Here is a 16,602-nt window from a genome sequence, read left to right as displayed (position 1 = left end):
TTAGATTGGGGATTTTATGAAGCGCGATATAAAAAAGTATTATCTCTACCGATTTCTGGCCTATAGATTTGAAAAACTCTCTTGTAAGAACCCAAGTCTCAAGGAAATAAAACCAGAAAACAGAGAAAAAATCGTTCTAGAGGCTACTCGAACTAGTCAAAAGATTATTCTAGTCCTTGGAATTCTTTATGTTTTTCTAAATTCTGCTTTGTTCATTTACCTTAAGACCAGTGATTTCCAAAATCCTTTGTTTATGATGTATACTGACTACATCGACTATTTGGGTCAGCTGATAAACGGAGAATGGGGCGGTAGTTGGCGTCAAAAGAAAGCTAGTTTTTTGATGATTGCTATACTGGCTTTACCGATTGTACTGATAGAAGGTTGCCCCTTCTTCTTGCTGGTTTTATTAGTTGGGAATTGGACATTAAAGAGAAAGATAAGATTTGAGAGAGAACATAAAGGAGTAGAGTGCCATGGCTAGAACGGTGATTATAGGTACTTTAATTGCTTTTGCAATCTTTAATCTGCTACTCGGTCTGGGCTTTTATCTCTTTCTAAAAAAGAGGAGAGAGAATGGGCAGTCATTGTACGAAACCCCTGTAAATCAACAAACTCGAACAGAAAAACTGGGTCTAGGTGAGATTTTGATCTACCTGTCCCTGATTGCAATCGCGGGGATGTTTGCTTTTCAGACCTTAAATAGAGGTGGTGTTGGGAATTCTGTTTTAGCCAAAATGATCCTCCTACCAGCTCTAATGGCCCTTTTTAATGCTCGAAAACGAACAGGGAAGTCTATGCTCGCCCTCCTTATAACCTTTATGGTTTTTCTAGTAGGAGTCATGTTTAATCTCACGATTGGTTTCCCACCCCAAGCACCGATTTTGCAAATTAATGAAAGTAAAATCACGTTAGCAGAAACAAAAGCAAGTGATCTGATGGAAGCTGGATTTGATATCTATGTAAAACAGGGAGATGGTGCTAGCGACTACGAAGACCTCCTGACAGATGGCAATTTCCAAAAGTATTCAGGAGATAAATCAGTCACTATCGAAAAAGGCTTCAGACTTGATAGCAATGCTGTTCCCTACGCTCCCTATCTCTTTGCAAAAGATGGCATAGTTCTTGGGAGTATTTCCTTTTACGGGGCAGAAGATAAGGACGTGGTTCTAGAAGATTCTAAGGTTATTCAGGTCCGATTTAATAAGGACAGTATTGAAGAAGCAAAGAAACATTCTATCACTTTCAAGTTAGATGAACTCGACTTGACTAGTCGACTGGATGTTCCACTTGTTCAAGAAACTTTCAAAAAGCATCTATGGTCAATCCCCCCATCACATACAAGTGATGTCACTCAATTGTGGTATGGATTACAGTGGTCAAGTAACAGTGACTCTCTATTTTGGAATGAATATTATAGTCTTATCCGTCTAGATGAAAATTATTTGATGACTGATTTTGAACTAGCTGTTCAAGTAGCGCGTGATGAGTAAATACTATTTTGAATAGTTAGCTTTGCTTATGCCTATCTAAAGGAATTAATTTATTTAGTTCCTTTTTTTGTTTTTTGATTTAAATTTAAAACGATTTCCATTTTTAAGTTAAATAAATTTCACGAACGAAAAAATGAATTTATTTAAAAAAGTTTCTAAAAATACTTTACAAGAATACGAAAACATGATATAGTAATGAAGCTTAGAAAATGAGATGATGTTTTCTAGCAAATATAAACCCGAGTAAAAAATGCCTACGGACAGGCAGGGTTGAATGCCGAAGCGTGGTTGAAAAGCCACATTATTGATAGGGTTAAAAGCCTACTTTTATAAGTTGATGTTAGGACACTTGTCCTAATTCGTATAGATTTGTTAGTGTGGTGAAAGCACACGTCATCTTGTGAAACGATCAATAAAGTACGTAATATTTGCTACTAGAGAGTTAGGAAACATCAGGAACAGACATACTCAAAAGAAACAAACATAAACACGTCAGTAGATTGTAGAGCAGGTGCCAACCTGCTCTTTTTTCATAAGTATCCTTTGGCACCTAAGTTTAATTAATGTGGGAAAAATACAGTAAAGGAGTATGTCTTTATAATGTTAAATCAAAACCAAGCTCCTATTTATGAGGGGTTAGTTAAGTTACGAAAAAAAAGGATTGTACCTTTTGATGTACCAGGTCATAAGCGTGGCCGTGGGAATCCAGAGTTGGTCGAACTTTTAGGGGAAAAATGCGTAGGTATTGATGTCAATTCTATGAAGCCTTTGGATAATCTAGGACACCCCATTTCGATTATCAGAGAAGCAGAAGAGCTAGCAGCAGAGGCTTTTGGAGCTGCCCATGCCTTTCTAATGATTGGTGGGACAACCTCATCCGTGCAAACCATGATTCTTTCCACCTGTAAATCAGGTGATAAAATCATCCTTCCTCGAAATGTCCATAAATCAGCCATCAATGCACTCGTTTTATGTGGAGCTATTCCCATCTATATCGAGATGAGTGTGGATCCCAAAATCGGTATTGCTTTGGGGCTTGAAAATGATCGTGTGGCACAAGCTATTAAGGACCATCCGGATGCCAAGGCTATCCTAATAAACAATCCAACCTACTATGGGATTTGTTCAGATCTTAAGGGGCTAACAGAGATGGCCCATGCTGCAGGAATGAAAGTCTTAGTAGACGAGGCACACGGAGCTCATCTCCACTTTACAGATAAACTTCCTCTATCTGCTATGGATGCAGGAGCAGATATGTCAGCAGTGTCTATGCATAAATCTGGTGGTAGCTTGACACAAAGTTCACTTCTTTTAGTTGGCGAGCAGATGAATCCTGAGTACGTTCGTCAGATCATTAACCTGACCCAATCAACATCAGCATCCTATTTGTTAATGTCTAGTTTGGATATTTCACGCCGCAATCTGGCCCTTCGTGGTAAAGAGTCATTTGAGAAGGTCATCGAGCTATCTGAGTATGCTCGTCGTGAAATCAATGCCATCGGTGGCTACTATGCCTACTCAAAAGAGCTAGTAGACGGTGTGTCGGTCTGTGATTTTGACGTGACCAAGCTGTCAGTCTACACTCAGGGAATTGGTTTAACAGGTATTGAAGTTTATGACCTCTTACGTGATGAATATGACATTCAGATTGAGTTTGGTGATATTGGCAATATCTTGGCCTACATTTCGATTGGTGACCGTATCCAAGACATTGAACGCTTGGTTGGTGCTCTGGCTGACATCAAGAGACTCTACTCAAGAGATGGGAAGGACTTGATTGCTGGAGAATATATCCAACCTGAGTTAGTGCTGTCTCCTCAGGAAGCCTTCTACTCAGAGAGAAGAAGTTTAACCCTGGACGAATCAGTTGGGCAAGTCTGCGGGGAATTTGTCATGTGTTACCCTCCAGGTATTCCAATCCTAGCACCTGGTGAACGCATTACACAAGGTCTTGTCGATTATATTCAATTTGCCAAAGAACGTGGTTGTTCCCTCCAAGGAACGGAAGATCCAGAGGTCAATCACATTAATGTCATTGAGAGAAAGGAGAACTAGATGGATTTATGGTTTTCTGAAGTTCATACTCCAGATGTGAAATTGTCTTTGAGAACAGCTAAGCAACTTTACGCAGGTAAAAGTGAATGGCAGGATATTGAAGTTTTAGATACGCCAGCTTTTGGAAAGATTTTGATTTTAAATGGGCACGTCTTGTTCTCAGATGCAGATGACTTTGTCTACAACGAAATGACAGTTCACGTTCCTATGGCTGTCCATCCCAATCCAAAGAAAGTCTTGGTTATTGGGGGTGGTGATGGTGGTGTTGCCCAAGTTTTAACACTCTATCCAGAATTGGAACAAATCGATATCGTGGAACCAGATGAGATGCTGGTTGAGGTTTGTCGTGAGTATTTCCCAGATTTTGCTGCAGGTCTTAATGACCCTCGTGTCACCATTTACTATCAAAATGGACTTCGCTTTTTACGGAACTGCGAAGATGATTACGATATCATTATCAATGATGCGACAGATCCCTTTGGCCATACGGAAGGGCTCTTTACCAAGGAATTTTACGGAAATAGTTACCGTGCTCTCAAAGAAGACGGAATTATGATCTATCAGCATGGGAGTCCTTTCTTTGACGAGGACGAGTCGGCTTGCCGTAGTATGCACCGCAAGGTCAATCAAGCCTTTCCAATCAGCCGGGTTTACCAGGCACATATCCCAACCAGTCCTGCTGGCTATTGGTTGTTTGGATTTGCATCGAAAAAATACCACCCAGTCAAAGATTTTGACAAGGAAGGTTGGAAAAAACGCCAGTTATTCACAGAATACTACACTGCAAACTTACATGTGGGAGCCTTCATGTTGCCCAAGTATGTTGAGGACATTTTAGAAGAAGAGGAAGGGAAAAAATGAGTCGTTTATTAGTTATTGGATGTGGGGGCGTTGCCCAAGTTGCTATTTCAAAGATTTGCCAAGATAGCGAAACGTTTAAAGAGATTATGATTGCTAGCCGTACCAAATCAAAATGTGATGACTTGAAGGCTAAATTAGAAGGCAAAACAAGTACAAAGATTGAAACAGCAGCTCTTGATGCTGACAAGGTAGAAGAAGTGATTGCCTTGATCGAAAGCTACAAACCAGAAGCTGTTTTGAATGTGGCCCTACCATACCAAGACTTGACCATCATGGATGCTTGTTTGGCAACAGGTGTCCACTATATCGATACTGCCAACTACGAGGCTGAGGATACAGAAGATCCTGAGTGGCGTGCCATCTATGAGAAACGTTGTAAGGAACTTGGTTTTACAGCCTACTTTGACTACTCATGGCAATGGGCTTACCAAGATAAATTCAAAGAAGCAGGATTGACTGCACTACTTGGATCTGGTTTTGACCCAGGTGTAACTAGTGTATTTTCAGCTTACGCCCTCAAACACTACTTTGATGAAATCCACTATATCGACATTTTAGACTGTAATGGTGGTGACCACGGTTATCCATTTGCGACCAACTTCAACCCAGAAATTAATCTACGTGAGGTTTCTGCACCAGGTTCATATTGGGAAGATGGAAAATGGGTTGAAGTCGAAGCTATGTCTATCAAACGTGAATATGATTTCCCTCAAGTTGGACAAAAAGACATGTATCTTCTTCATCATGAAGAAATTGAATCACTTGCCAAAAACATTCCAGGAGTTAAACGGATTCGTTTCTTTATGACTTTTGGTCAATCTTATCTAACGCACATGAAATGCTTGGAAAACGTTGGTCTCCTTCGTACAGATGCTATTAATTTTAACGGACAAGAAATCGTACCAATCCAATTCTTAAAAGCCTTGCTTCCAGATCCAGCAAGCCTTGGACCACGCACTGTTGGTAAAACCAATATCGGTTGTATCTTTACAGGTGTCAAAGATGGCGTTGAAAAGACAATCTACATTTACAATGTTTGTGACCATCAAGAATGTTACGCAGAGGTTGGTTCACAAGCCATTTCTTACACTACTGGAGTTCCAGCCATGATTGGGACAAAATTAGTGATGGATGGCACTTGGAAACAACCAGGAGTTTATAACCTTGAAGAGTTGGATCCAGACCCATTCATGGAAGCTTTAAATAAATATGGTTTGCCATGGGTTGTGGTTGAAAATCCACAAATGGTGGACTAATGAAGTTAGAACAAGTACCAACACCAGCCTATGTCATTGATTTAGTAAAACTAGAAGAGAATTGCCGCATTCTACAAGAGGTTCAAGAAAAAACCGGCTGTAAGGTTCTACTGGCTCAAAAGGCTTATTCTCTCTATAAAACCTATCCCTTGATTAGCCAGTATCTCTCTGGTACAACGGCTAGTGGACTCTATGAAGCGAAGTTAGCTAGAGAAGAGTTTCCGGGGGAAGTCCATGTATTTGCGCCTGCTTTCAAGGAATCAGATATGGAAGAGCTACTGCAAATATCGGATCATATTGTCTTTAACTCAGAGAGACAACTACGAAAATATGGTCAACCTTGTCGTGAAGTTGGTATCAGTGTCGGTCTTCGCCTCAATCCTCAATGTTCAACGCAGGGTGACCACGCGCTTTATGACCCTTGTGCTCCTGGCTCTCGTTTTGGAGTGACTTCAGACAAGATACCAAGTGATTTATTGGAGTTGGTTGACGGACTTCATTTTCATACCCTCTGTGAGCAAGGGGCAGATGATTTACAAACGACTTTGAAAGCAGTAGAAGAGCAGTTTGGAGCTTATTTGCACCAAGTTAAATGGCTCAATATGGGCGGCGGACACCACATCACAAGAGAAGATTACGATGAGGACTTACTGATTTCTGAGATTATACGTATTCGAGAAACTTATAACGTAGACGTCTACATTGAACCTGGAGAAGCTATTGCACTTAATGCGGGCTATCTAGCGACAGAAGTCTTGGATATTGTTGAAAACGGAATTAAGACCTTGGTGTTAGATGCTTCAGCAAGTTGTCATATGCCAGATGTCCTTGAGATGCCTTATCGCCCCCCATTGAGAGATGGATTTGAAGCCCAAGAAAAACCTTATACTTATAGACTCTCTTCCAATACCTGCCTAACAGGTGATATCATTGGGGATTACAGCTTTGAAAAACCGATTGAAATCGGCGATCGACTCTATTTTGAAGACATGGCTATCTACTCCTTTGTCAAAAATAATACCTTTAACGGTATTGGATTACCAAGTCTTTATCTCATGGACGATCAGGGTGACTGTAGCTTAGTCAAAGCCTTCGGCTATCAAGACTTTAAGGAGAGATTATCATGATGGACAGTCCAAAAAAATTAGGCTATCGTATGCCAGCAGAGTATGAACCCCACCATGGAACTCTCATGATATGGCCTACTCGACCAGGTTCGTGGCCTTTTCAAGGAAAGGCAGCTAAAAAAGCATTTAGTCAGATTATCAAAACCATTGCCCAAGGGGAAACAGTCTACCTTTTGGTGGAGCAGGACTATCTATCTGAAGCCCAATCCTATCTTGGAGACCAGGTCGTTTATCTAGATATTCCAACAAATGATGCCTGGGCTCGTGATACAGGTCCGACCATTCTCCTTAATGATAAAAGGGAAAAGTTGGCGGTAGATTGGTCTTTCAATGCCTGGGGTGGTGCTGTTGATGGACTCTATCAAGACTATGAAGCAGATGACCAAGTGGCCAGTCGTTTTGCAGAAGTCTTAGATATACCTGTTTATGATGCCAAACCATTTGTACTGGAAGGCGGAGCTATTCACAGTGACGGTCAAGGAACTATACTTGTGACTGAAAGTTGTTTGCTCAGTCCTGGTCGTAATCCTCACCTGACTAAAGAGGAGATTGAAAAGACTTTACTGGAGAGCCTTGGTGCCGAAAAAGTCATTTGGTTGCCTTACGGTATTTATCAGGACGAAACCAATGAACATGTTGACAATGTTGCAGCCTTTGTTGGTCCAGCGGAGATTGTTTTAGCTTGGACAGATGATCAGGATGATCCCCAGTATGCCATGTCTGCGGCAGATCTAGCTCTTTTAGAGACGGAAACAGATGCAAAGGGGCGTTCCTTTACCATTCATAAACTTCCGATTCCAGCTATCCATCAAGTAGTGACCGAAGAGGATTTACCGGGTTATAGTTATGAAGAAGGTGAAGAGGAGCGCTATGCTGGTGAACGTTTAGCTGCTTCCTATGTGAACTTCTATATCGCCAATAAATCTGTCTTGGTGCCGCAATTTCAGGATGTAAACGATCAAGTTGCCTTGGATATCCTTAGTCAGTGTTTCACAGACCGTGAAGTCGTAGGAATCCCAGCTAGAGTTATTCTTTTAGGTGGTGGAAATATCCACTGCATTACCCAACAAATTCCAGAATAGGAGAAAAAAATGAGAAATGTAACGGTTGCAGCTATTCAGATGCAATGCGCTAAGGATGTGGAAACCAATATCCAAACAGCTGAACATTTAGTTCGTCAAGCTGCGGATCAAGGTGCGCAAATTATTCTCTTGCCTGAATTATTTGAACGTCCCTATTTCTGTCAGGAACGTCAATATGACTTCTACCAGTATGCCCAGTCTGTTACAGAAAATACAGCTATTCAGCATTTTAAAGTGATTGCCAAGGAGTTAAAGGTCGTTTTACCGATCAGTTTCTACGAAAAGGATGGCAATGTTTTATACAATTCCATTGCTGTCATTGATGCTGATGGAGAAGTCCTTGGCGTTTATCGGAAGACTCACATTCCTGATGACCATTATTATCAAGAAAAATTCTTCTTTACTCCTGGAAACACTGGCTTCAAAGTTTGGGATACTCGCTATGCGAAAATTGGTATTGGGATTTGTTGGGATCAGTGGTTCCCTGAAACAGCCCGTTGCCTTGCCTTGAATGGAGCGGAATTGCTCTTTTATCCAACAGCCATTGGTTCGGAACCAATTTTGGATACAGATAGTTGTGGTCATTGGCAACGTACCATGCAAGGACACGCAGCAGCAAATATTGTCCCAGTTATTGCTGCTAATCGTTATGGTTTGGAAGAAGTCTCTCCTTGCGAGGAAAATGGTAGACAAAGTTCAAGTCTTAATTTCTACGGTTCATCCTTTATGACCGATGAAACAGGAGCTATCTTGACCCAAGCAGAACGACAAGATGAAGCAATCCTCTTAACCACTTATGATCTCGACAAAGGAGCGAGTGAACGCCTAAACTGGGGTTTGTTTAGAGACAGAAGACCAGACATGTATAAAGATATTGTGAGATAATTGTTTGTAATTTTAGTTTAGGTAATTATCGTTCTAGAATAGATAGGAGTCTTTTAATGAACCAAGCTTGGGAATTATTATTTGAGGGAAAGATTAATGAAGCGAAGCAATTAGTTCAAGCAGAGTTTTGCCTAGCAACTTGTAAAGATTACAGTCTTTTAAACTTGATGGGCTATATCTATTTGTACGAAAAAAAGTATGAAGACTGTTTAGAGGTTTACAAACGTTATCTTCACTTGGCTATTACAGAAAAGGATCGTGAAAATGAACACATCGCATATCATCAATTGGCCATGGTCTATCGTGAAATGAATGATTTTCAGACAGCTCTTAGCTATATCGAAAAAGAGCGAGAAGTTATTGAACAAGATTTTTCAGGGGATTCTCTCAAATATTCTGTTAATGACTATGAGCAAGGTTATTTACGATTAAAGTTAGGTCAACTAGTTGAAGAGGAGTTTTATATGCAGAAATCGCTAGACTCAGCCTTAAAGACAGATGATCTTATCGCTCAGGCCTGCGCTTATAGAGGATTGGGAGAGATTTATCGAAAACTTGATTCGAGTAAATCCTATGATTATTTTAGTTACGCTATTAAACTCTTCGACAAGGCGGGAGATGAGATTGGAGCGGAAGAAGTCAGAGCTTTAATAGATCATAAAAAGTCTGAGACAAAATAGTTCTCAGATACGCAAAAGCTAGAGGTTCCTAATTGTGGAACTCTAGCTTTTTTCTGTAGATACTATAGTAATTTTTGATAATGTCCTAGGATTCTGATAAAATGAACATAGTGTTACCGAGTAGAAGAAAGACTGGAAAAATCTCAATCATTTTTTCCTTGAAGAATTAGTTCGTGATTGAGGTTAGATAAGGGAAAATGGACATGTTGATGTGGACAAGCCATGAACAACCACAAAGTGCCTGATCCAAATGCTTATTCGGTTTATTCGGATGAGTTCTTAGCAGAAATTTCTCAAGCTGAATTATTTTAACTGATATTCTGTCATTGTAATTACGGTAATTATTTGTTATAATACTCCAAAGGAGGAAATCAGATGGTAGTAAAAACAAGAAAACAAGGAAATTCAATCACCATCACCATTCCAAGTGAATTCAATATTCCAAGTGGTGTTAAATACGAAGCAAAATTGTTACCAAGTGGTGAAATTATCTTTACTCCCGAAGAGTATGGACATCAGATTTCTTATGTCTCTGATGATGCTTTTGACTTAAATTTGGACAAAATTTTTGATGAATACGATGATGTTTTCAAAGCTTTGGTGGAAAAATGACAGTCTATCTAACAGAAAGGCAAATCGAAAAAATCAATGCTTTAGCAATTCAACGTTATTCCCCAAATGAAAAAATTCAGACGGTTAGTCCTTCTGCCTTAAATATGATTGTCAATTTACCAGAACAATTTGTTTTTGGCAAACCTCTTTATCCAACAATTTTTGATAAGGCAACGATACTATTTGTCCAATTGATCAAGAAGCATGTTTTTGCCAACGCTAATAAACGAACTGCTTTCTTCGTTTTGGTGAAATTTTTGCAGTTGAATGGTTATCGTTTTTCTGTAACAGTTGAAGAAGCGGTCGATATGTGTGTAACTATTGCAGTAGAAGCCTTAACAGATGAAAGGTTAGCTGGCTACACCAAATGGATCTCTGAACATACATTTAGAGCTAATGGCCGAATTTAAGCTTGGATATTTAAATCCTATAAGTAAGAAATAGATAAACAGACAGTATTAGAATTCTGTAATTCAGAAAGCTAATCTTTTGAATATGTCAAACATTCAACCTTAATAGACAAAAAAGTAGCCCACTCAGGCTACTTTTTTAAAATTCTTTATAAACATAAGGATTCTCTGGTTTATCGACTTTTACAAAGGATTGAATTTCAAGGGTTGGGAGGACTTGGTTGAGTTCCTTGTGATAGCGATTGCTAATCTTACCTTTGACTCTCACCCAAGTGTTATTTTCATACTGATTGTTGTTTCCTGTGGTCAAGAGGCCAAAAACTCCCGAATCAGCGATGCAGTGCATGATACCAAAGCGAAAGACAAATTGACTATCGCTGTGACTTGGATCGTTGTAGACAAAGCCAATAAACTCGATTTCCTTGCCTTCAAATTCATTTGGATAATCATAGATAGCTTCCATGACTTCCAAGTAATTCTCATCGGTGATGACAATACTAGATTGAGCTAAGTATTTATCAGCAATTTTACGAACAGTGTCTACATAAGCTGTGTGTGAATAAAACCTACTGGTATCCGGTTTAAGATACTGACTGCTCGTACCTTCGCTTGCTTGGATTGCCTTGTCCGTTCCTTCTGACAGAGGAAAATAATATCCTTTTGCCGATACTGTTTGCGAATCTAGCTCGACAGTTGGAAATGTAAACCCAACTAACAAAGGTAAACTTAGGAGGACAGAACTAGCAAGCTTGGCAGAAAACTTATGTAAGTGACTGTGTTCTTTCAAACGCTTGAAGCAAATATAGGCTTGAACAATGGCTAGTAACAAAGATAGAACCATTGTTATATAAGCCAGATAAGAGTAGTGGAGGTTTAGATATTGATTGAGCTTACCAGATAGGTGTAGATAAAGGGTTAAGAAAAAATAACTAATCAAAATAAGAAATCGTATCATATCATCACCCCGACTAGATAAGAATAGACAAGAACAACAAGAGTCACAATGGTCATGAACTGCCAAATAAAGCGAGTTTTGAGATAATTTTTCATCATGAGTAAGTTCTTAACATCAAACATAGGACCTATAACTAGAAAGGCAAGAACTGGAGCAAAACCAAAACTGGAGAGAAGAGAAGAGCCAATAAAGGCATCTGCCTCACTACAAAGCGATAGTAAGAAAGATAAGAGCATTAAAAGAACAATAGCGAGTAGTGGTGTTGCACTAATAGATGTCAGAATACGAGTTGGTACATAAACCTGGACTATGCTAGCAAACAGACAACCGAAAACCAAATAACGTCCCATATCAAAGAATTCATCGATAGCTTGGATAAAGACCTGAAGGATTTTTTTACTTTTACTCAAATGAGAAAAAGTATGCTCATGACAAGCCAATCTATTTTCCTTTTGAATAGATTCCTCCCAGAAAAATCCAAGAAAGATACCCAATATAGTAGCAACAAGAATCGAACCTAAAGCGCGGAGTAAAACCATTTTAAATGAATTACCAAAGGCTGAATAAGTTGCAAAAAGTACGATGGGATTGATGATAGGAGCGGTTACTAGAAATGGAACAGCTGTATAGCTTGGAACCTTCTTCTCTAAGAAACGGTTGATGATCGGAACAATTCCACACTCACAAGAGGGAAAGAGAAACCCTATAAATGTACCAAAAAAGATCCTCCCCAAACGATTTTTAGGGAGAAATCTATATACTTTTTCAGGAGTCACATAGACTTCAATAGCACCTGAGATAATGCTTCCAATCAAAACGAAGGGTAGGGCTTCAATGATAATTGATAGAAAGATAGCACCAGCCTGTAAAATACTTGAAGGCAGACTTTGAAAGATCATCATCTATTTTTTCTTTTCTGCCTTATCTTTCTTTTCTTTGTCATCTGGAAATGTCACTTGCTTCAAATCAGGAAGTTTAGCGAACTCTTCGAACATTTTATCTAAGTCATCAGTTTTTGTAAATTTAACAGCCATAAGGCATACCTCGATTCTTTTAGTTAACACTATTATACTATTATTTCTAAGAAATAGTTGGATTTTAAAATAAAATCGTTTGTATCTTTATTAACTTGAATGAAAGTAATAAATTAATGAAAACAAGCTTTCTTCCTTATGGTATAATAGTTTCATGGATAAAAAATATGAAAAAATTTCCCAAGATTTGGGTGTAACTTTAAAGCAGATTGATACCATATTGTCTTTGACAGCTGAAGGTGCTACGATTCCCTTTATTGCTCGTTACCGCAAGGATATGACTGGTAGCTTGGACGAAGTGGCTATTAAGACTATTATCGACCTTGATAAAAGTCTTACCAACCTCAATGACCGTAAGGAAGCAGTTTTAGCAAAAATCAAAGAGCAAGGTAAGTTGACCAAAGAGTTAGAAGAAGCCATCTTAGCTGCTGAAAAACTCGCAGACGTTGAAGAGCTCTATCTTCCTTATAAGGAAAAACGTCGGACCAAGGCGACGATTGCGCGTGAGGCGGGGCTTTTCCCTCTTGCTCGCTTAATCTTACAAAATGTTTCTGACCTAGAAAAAGAAGCAGAAGCATTTGTCTGTGAAGGTTTCGAAACTCCTCAAGAAGCTTTGGCTGGGGCTGTAGACATCTTGGTTGAAGCACTATCCGAGGATGTTCATTTGCGTTCAATGACCTATCAAGAGGTACTTAGACGCTCTAAGATTACTTCTCAAGTCAAAGATGAGAGTCTTGATGAAAAACAAGTCTTTCAGATTTATTACGATTTCTCAGAAACAGTTGCAAACATGCAAGGTTACCGTACGCTTGCCCTTAATCGTGGTGAGAAGCTCGGAATTTTGAAAATTGGCTTTGAGCATGCGACTGATCGTATTCTTGCTTTCTTTGCTGCTCGTTTTAAGGTTAAAAATGCCTATATTGACGAAGTTGTTCAGCAGTCTGTTAAGAAGAAGGTACTGCCAGCTATCGAGCGCCGTATTCGTACTGAACTGACAGAAAAGGCAGAAGAAGGTGCTATCCAACTATTCTCAGAAAACCTTCGTAATCTCCTTCTCGTAGCACCACTAAAAGGGCGCGTGGTTCTTGGATTTGACCCTGCCTTTCGTACAGGTGCCAAGCTTGCGGTCGTTGATGCTACTGGTAAGATGCTGACAACGCAAGTCATTTATCCAGTCAAACCAGCTTCAGCTCGTCAGATTGAAGAAGCTAAGCGTGATTTGGCAGATTTGATTGGCCAATACGGTGTTGAAATCATCGCTATCGGAAATGGAACTGCCAGTCGTGAAAGTGAAGCTTTTGTTGCCGAAGTGCTCAAGGATTTTCCAGAAGTTAGTTATGTCATCGTTAATGAGAGCGGTGCGTCTGTCTACTCAGCTAGTGAACTTGCCCGTCAGGAGTTTCCAGAACTAACCGTTGAAAAACGTTCGGCTATCTCAATTGCTCGCCGTTTGCAAGATCCTCTTGCTGAATTGGTTAAAATCGACCCTAAATCTATCGGTGTTGGCCAGTATCAGCACGATGTTAGTCAGAAAAAACTATCTGAAAGTCTTGACTTTGTTGTTGATACAGTGGTTAACCAAGTCGGTGTCAATATCAATACAGCTAGTCCAGCCTTGCTTTCACACGTTGCAGGACTTAACAAAACTATTTCAGAAAATATTGTTAAGTACCGTGAAGAAGAAGGTAAAATCACTTCACGCGCCCAAATCAAGAAAGTTCCTCGCCTAGGTGCTAAGGCCTTTGAGCAAGCTGCTGGCTTCCTCCGTATCCCTGAAAGTTCTAATATCCTTGACAATACAGGAGTTCACCCTGAAAACTATACTGCGGTCAAGGAACTCTTCAAACGCTTGGATATAAAAGACCTAAATGAAGAAGCGCAAGCAAAACTCAAATCTGTTTCAATCAAAGAAATGGCTCAAGAGCTAGAACTCGGTCAAGAAACACTTAAAGATATTATCGCTGACCTTCTCAAACCAGGACGTGATTTCCGTGATTCCTTTGATGCTCCAGTCCTTCGTCAGGATGTCTTGGATATCAAAGACTTACAAGTTGGCCAAAAGCTTGAGGGAGTTGTGCGCAACGTCGTTGACTTTGGTGCCTTTGTTGATATCGGTATCCATGAGGACGGTCTCATTCATATCTCTCACATGAGTAAGAAATTTATCAAACATCCGAGTCAAGTAGTTTCAGTTGGTGATTTGGTAACCGTTTGGGTGAAGAAAATCGATGCTGACCGCGAAAAAGTGAATCTGTCGCTCCTTGCTCCTAATGAATCTAACTGATTACGTTAAACAAGTTTCTATCGAAGATTTTGGAAAACCTTTCAAACACCAAGCTCAATGGAATACTCGTCTACGGTCGACAGGTGGGCGATTTTTCCCTAAGGATGGTCATTTGGATTTCAATCCCAAGGTTTATCAAGAACTTGGTTTAGAGGTTTTTCGTAAAATTGTTCGTCATGAGCTCTGCCATTATCATCTTTACTTTGAAGGCAAGGGCTATCAGCATAAGGATTTAGCCTTTAAGCAACTTTTAAAAGAGGTAGACGGTCTCCGCTTTGTTCCTCCCTTATCAAGTGCCAATCAAAAGCCAAGCTTAGTCTATACTTGTCAGTCTTGTCAGCAAATCTATCAAAGAAAGCGAAAAATCGATACCAAGCGCTATCGTTGTGGTCTCTGTCGTGGAAAGCTCCTCTTGTTAAATCGGCCTAAGGACTGATGTAGTAAATTTAGCTTAGTGCTATACTAAGATTAAGAAATCCGAAAGAGGAATAAATTATGAATACAAAATTTTATAAAATGAGAAGAAATCGTATGGTATCAGGTGTACTTGCAGGTCTATCTGATAAGTGGAATCTTGATGTAACCCTAGTTCGTTTCCTTTTTGCAATCTTTACAATCGCAAACTTTGGACTCGGAATTATTATCTACATTATCCTAGCTTCGATCCTACCAACAAAAGAAGACATCGAAGCTGAAATGTATGGAACAGGCCCACGCAAGATCAAAGAAGCCCAACCTATCAATGATGACGAAGGTTGGTTTTGGTAACCATCTTACCATTCATTTGAAGTATTAAACCCTTGTAGTATCAAGGGTTTTTCTTTTGCTTAAAAATTTGTGGTAAACTAATAGTAGTTGATTTCAAAAAAATATCTTTATCTTACAAAAATGTAAGATTAAAGCTCCAAATGTAAGGTTATGTTATGGAACCATCTCTTTTTTTAGAGTACACTTATATCATAAAAATAAAGGAGCAAAACTATGAAAAATATTTTACAGAAAAAACAAAAAAGTAAACCGAGTCCTAAGGATATCGAGCGAGTTGAGCTCGGCATTCAAATGATGCAGGCTCAGTTTCAATTAATGGGATATTAAAAAGGAGATTATCATGACACTATTAGATGTAAAACATGTTCAAAAGATTTATAAAACACGTTTTCAAGGCAATCAAGTAGAAGCCCTGAAAGATATTCACTTTACCGTAGAAAAAGGCGACTACGTTGCCATCATGGGTGAGTCTGGTTCTGGGAAATCTACTTTACTCAATATTCTCGCCATGCTAGACAAGCCAACTCGTGGCCAGGTCTTTCTAAACGGAACTGACACAGCGACCATTAAAAATTCTGAAGCATCAAGTTTCCGTCGTGAAAAGTTAGGTTTTGTTTTCCAAGACTTCAATTTGTTAGATACGCTTTCTGTTAAAGACAATATCTTACTCCCTTTGGTATTGTCTAGAAAGCCTATTACAGAAATGATGAAAAAATTGGTGGTGACGGCTGAAAATCTTGGCATCAATCAATTGCAGGAGAAGTATCCTTATGAAATTTCTGGGGGGCAAAAACAACGGGTAGCAGTTGCACGTGCCATCATCACAGAACCTGAAATTCTCCTTGCTGATGAGCCAACAGGAGCCCTAGACTCTAAATCATCTGCAGCTCTCCTTGATATTTTTGATCAGATCAATGAACAAGGACAAACCATTCTCATGGTAACCCATTCAACAGCTGCAGCAAGTCGTGCGAAACGTGTCCTCTTCATCAAGGACGGCATTCTTTACAATCAAATCTACCGTGGAGAGAAGACAGAGCGTCAGATGTTCCAAGAAATCTCTGACACCTTGACTGTTATGGCAAGTGAGGTGAACTAGT

General features: G+C 39.5%; 18 protein-coding genes. 15 read left to right on the top strand and 3 right to left on the bottom strand.

The window, feature by feature from the left end; all coding sequences use genetic code 11:
• Nucleotides 1-16: 16 nt before the first annotated feature.
• The 11 genes from QM874_RS01215 to QM874_RS01165 all read left to right on the top strand — a co-directional run bounded on the left by QM874_RS01215 (nucleotide 17) and on the right by QM874_RS01165 (nucleotide 10,461).
• Nucleotides 17-484, top strand: a complete 468-nt coding sequence (locus tag QM874_RS01215) for a hypothetical protein (RefSeq protein WP_414315905.1) — start codon at nucleotides 17-19, stop codon at nucleotides 482-484.
• Nucleotides 477-1,493 (top strand): hypothetical protein, encoded by a 1,017-nt coding sequence (locus tag QM874_RS01210; protein WP_414315904.1) that lies wholly within the window; start codon nucleotides 477-479, stop codon nucleotides 1,491-1,493. Before QM874_RS01215 ends, QM874_RS01210 begins: the two co-directional genes overlap by 8 nt.
• Before the next feature lie 600 nt (nucleotides 1,494-2,093).
• Nucleotides 2,094-3,548 (top strand): aminotransferase class I/II-fold pyridoxal phosphate-dependent enzyme, encoded by a 1,455-nt coding sequence (locus QM874_RS01205; protein ID WP_414315903.1) that lies wholly within the window; start codon nucleotides 2,094-2,096, stop codon nucleotides 3,546-3,548.
• Complete coding sequence (gene speE, locus QM874_RS01200; protein ID WP_414315902.1) at nucleotides 3,549-4,409, top strand: polyamine aminopropyltransferase; 861 nt, start codon at nucleotides 3,549-3,551, stop codon at nucleotides 4,407-4,409.
• Nucleotides 4,406-5,665: a saccharopine dehydrogenase family protein gene (locus QM874_RS01195; protein WP_414315901.1), complete on the top strand. Its 1,260-nt coding sequence runs from the start codon at nucleotides 4,406-4,408 to the stop codon at nucleotides 5,663-5,665. The genes speE and QM874_RS01195 overlap by 4 nt, the downstream gene beginning before the upstream one ends.
• Nucleotides 5,665-6,792, top strand: a complete 1,128-nt coding sequence (gene nspC, locus QM874_RS01190) for a carboxynorspermidine decarboxylase (protein ID WP_414315900.1) — start codon at nucleotides 5,665-5,667, stop codon at nucleotides 6,790-6,792. Before QM874_RS01195 ends, nspC begins: the two co-directional genes overlap by 1 nt.
• A complete protein-coding gene (gene aguA, locus QM874_RS01185) occupies nucleotides 6,789-7,874 on the top strand; it encodes an agmatine deiminase (RefSeq protein WP_414315899.1) in 1,086 nt (361 codons plus the stop codon). The genes nspC and aguA overlap by 4 nt, the downstream gene beginning before the upstream one ends.
• A gap of 9 nt (nucleotides 7,875-7,883) precedes the next feature.
• A complete protein-coding gene (aguB, locus tag QM874_RS01180) occupies nucleotides 7,884-8,759 on the top strand; it encodes an N-carbamoylputrescine amidase (RefSeq protein WP_414315898.1) in 876 nt (291 codons plus the stop codon).
• A 56-nt stretch (nucleotides 8,760-8,815) separates the two neighbouring features.
• Entirely contained in the window at nucleotides 8,816-9,439 is a 624-nt protein-coding gene (locus QM874_RS01175; protein WP_414315897.1) for a tetratricopeptide repeat protein, read from the top strand.
• A gap of 375 nt (nucleotides 9,440-9,814) precedes the next feature.
• Complete coding sequence (locus QM874_RS01170) at nucleotides 9,815-10,051, top strand: AbrB family transcriptional regulator (protein ID WP_414315896.1); 237 nt, start codon at nucleotides 9,815-9,817, stop codon at nucleotides 10,049-10,051.
• Nucleotides 10,048-10,461: a type II toxin-antitoxin system death-on-curing family toxin gene (locus tag QM874_RS01165; protein WP_414315895.1), complete on the top strand. Its 414-nt coding sequence runs from the start codon at nucleotides 10,048-10,050 to the stop codon at nucleotides 10,459-10,461. The genes QM874_RS01170 and QM874_RS01165 overlap by 4 nt, the downstream gene beginning before the upstream one ends.
• Nucleotides 10,462-10,600: 139 nt before the next feature.
• Here QM874_RS01165 and QM874_RS01160 read toward each other — a convergent pair whose 3' ends face one another.
• Genes QM874_RS01160 through QM874_RS01150 form a run of 3 tightly spaced genes read right to left on the bottom strand, consistent with a single transcriptional unit; the run spans nucleotide 10,601 to nucleotide 12,450 of the window.
• Complete coding sequence (locus tag QM874_RS01160) at nucleotides 10,601-11,416, bottom strand: TIGR03943 family putative permease subunit (protein ID WP_414315894.1); 816 nt, start codon at nucleotides 11,414-11,416, stop codon at nucleotides 10,601-10,603.
• Nucleotides 11,413-12,318, bottom strand: coding sequence for a permease (locus QM874_RS01155; protein ID WP_414315893.1), 906 nt, complete (start codon nucleotides 12,316-12,318; stop codon nucleotides 11,413-11,415). The genes QM874_RS01160 and QM874_RS01155 overlap by 4 nt, the downstream gene beginning before the upstream one ends.
• Nucleotides 12,319-12,450 (bottom strand): SPJ_0845 family protein, encoded by a 132-nt coding sequence (locus QM874_RS01150; RefSeq protein WP_000268695.1) that lies wholly within the window; start codon nucleotides 12,448-12,450, stop codon nucleotides 12,319-12,321.
• A 154-nt stretch (nucleotides 12,451-12,604) separates the two neighbouring features.
• Here QM874_RS01150 and QM874_RS01145 point away from each other — a divergent pair, with 154 nt between their 5' ends.
• The 4 genes from QM874_RS01145 (at nucleotide 12,605) to QM874_RS01130 (ending at nucleotide 16,601) form a co-directional block, all read left to right on the top strand.
• Entirely contained in the window at nucleotides 12,605-14,734 is a 2,130-nt protein-coding gene (locus QM874_RS01145; RefSeq protein WP_414315892.1) for a Tex family protein, read from the top strand.
• A complete protein-coding gene (locus QM874_RS01140) occupies nucleotides 14,721-15,170 on the top strand; it encodes a SprT family protein (protein ID WP_414315891.1) in 450 nt (149 codons plus the stop codon). Before QM874_RS01145 ends, QM874_RS01140 begins: the two co-directional genes overlap by 14 nt.
• A 59-nt stretch (nucleotides 15,171-15,229) precedes the next feature.
• On the top strand, nucleotides 15,230-15,502 hold the full coding sequence (locus QM874_RS01135; protein ID WP_045762960.1) for a PspC domain-containing protein: 273 nt from the start codon (nucleotides 15,230-15,232) through the stop codon (nucleotides 15,500-15,502).
• Nucleotides 15,503-15,842: 340 nt separating this feature from the next.
• Nucleotides 15,843-16,601, top strand: a complete 759-nt coding sequence (locus tag QM874_RS01130; protein ID WP_281334644.1) for an ABC transporter ATP-binding protein — start codon at nucleotides 15,843-15,845, stop codon at nucleotides 16,599-16,601.
• The last annotated feature ends 1 nt before the right edge of the window (nucleotide 16,602 follow it).

Origin of the sequence: Streptococcus infantis (assembly GCF_047463615.1) — a bacterium.
Taxonomy (GTDB): domain Bacteria; phylum Bacillota; class Bacilli; order Lactobacillales; family Streptococcaceae; genus Streptococcus; species Streptococcus infantis_X.
The sequence above is the reverse complement of the archived record's forward strand: the minus strand, read 5'-3'. Positions and strand labels throughout refer to the sequence as shown.

What these genes read in the sequence shown, in the direction of transcription:
- QM874_RS01215 (WP_414315905.1), top strand. Translation starts at nt 17, where the DNA reads ATGAAGCGCGATATAAAAAAGTATTATCTCTACCGATTTCTGGCCTAT.
- QM874_RS01210 (WP_414315904.1), top strand. Translation starts at nt 477, where the DNA reads ATGGCTAGAACGGTGATTATAGGTACTTTAATTGCTTTTGCAATCTTT.
- QM874_RS01205 (WP_414315903.1), top strand. Translation starts at nt 2,094, where the DNA reads ATGTTAAATCAAAACCAAGCTCCTATTTATGAGGGGTTAGTTAAGTTA.
- speE (WP_414315902.1), top strand. Translation starts at nt 3,549, where the DNA reads ATGGATTTATGGTTTTCTGAAGTTCATACTCCAGATGTGAAATTGTCT.
- QM874_RS01195 (WP_414315901.1), top strand. Translation starts at nt 4,406, where the DNA reads ATGAGTCGTTTATTAGTTATTGGATGTGGGGGCGTTGCCCAAGTTGCT.
- nspC (WP_414315900.1), top strand. Translation starts at nt 5,665, where the DNA reads ATGAAGTTAGAACAAGTACCAACACCAGCCTATGTCATTGATTTAGTA.
- aguA (WP_414315899.1), top strand. Translation starts at nt 6,789, where the DNA reads ATGATGGACAGTCCAAAAAAATTAGGCTATCGTATGCCAGCAGAGTAT.
- aguB (WP_414315898.1), top strand. Translation starts at nt 7,884, where the DNA reads ATGAGAAATGTAACGGTTGCAGCTATTCAGATGCAATGCGCTAAGGAT.
- QM874_RS01175 (WP_414315897.1), top strand. Translation starts at nt 8,816, where the DNA reads ATGAACCAAGCTTGGGAATTATTATTTGAGGGAAAGATTAATGAAGCG.
- QM874_RS01170 (WP_414315896.1), top strand. Translation starts at nt 9,815, where the DNA reads ATGGTAGTAAAAACAAGAAAACAAGGAAATTCAATCACCATCACCATT.
- QM874_RS01165 (WP_414315895.1), top strand. Translation starts at nt 10,048, where the DNA reads ATGACAGTCTATCTAACAGAAAGGCAAATCGAAAAAATCAATGCTTTA.
- QM874_RS01160 (WP_414315894.1), bottom strand. Translation starts at nt 11,416, where the DNA reads ATGATACGATTTCTTATTTTGATTAGTTATTTTTTCTTAACCCTTTAT.
- QM874_RS01155 (WP_414315893.1), bottom strand. Translation starts at nt 12,318, where the DNA reads ATGATGATCTTTCAAAGTCTGCCTTCAAGTATTTTACAGGCTGGTGCT.
- QM874_RS01150 (WP_000268695.1), bottom strand. Translation starts at nt 12,450, where the DNA reads ATGGCTGTTAAATTTACAAAAACTGATGACTTAGATAAAATGTTCGAA.
- QM874_RS01145 (WP_414315892.1), top strand. Translation starts at nt 12,605, where the DNA reads ATGGATAAAAAATATGAAAAAATTTCCCAAGATTTGGGTGTAACTTTA.
- QM874_RS01140 (WP_414315891.1), top strand. Translation starts at nt 14,721, where the DNA reads ATGAATCTAACTGATTACGTTAAACAAGTTTCTATCGAAGATTTTGGA.
- QM874_RS01135 (WP_045762960.1), top strand. Translation starts at nt 15,230, where the DNA reads ATGAATACAAAATTTTATAAAATGAGAAGAAATCGTATGGTATCAGGT.
- QM874_RS01130 (WP_281334644.1), top strand. Translation starts at nt 15,843, where the DNA reads ATGACACTATTAGATGTAAAACATGTTCAAAAGATTTATAAAACACGT.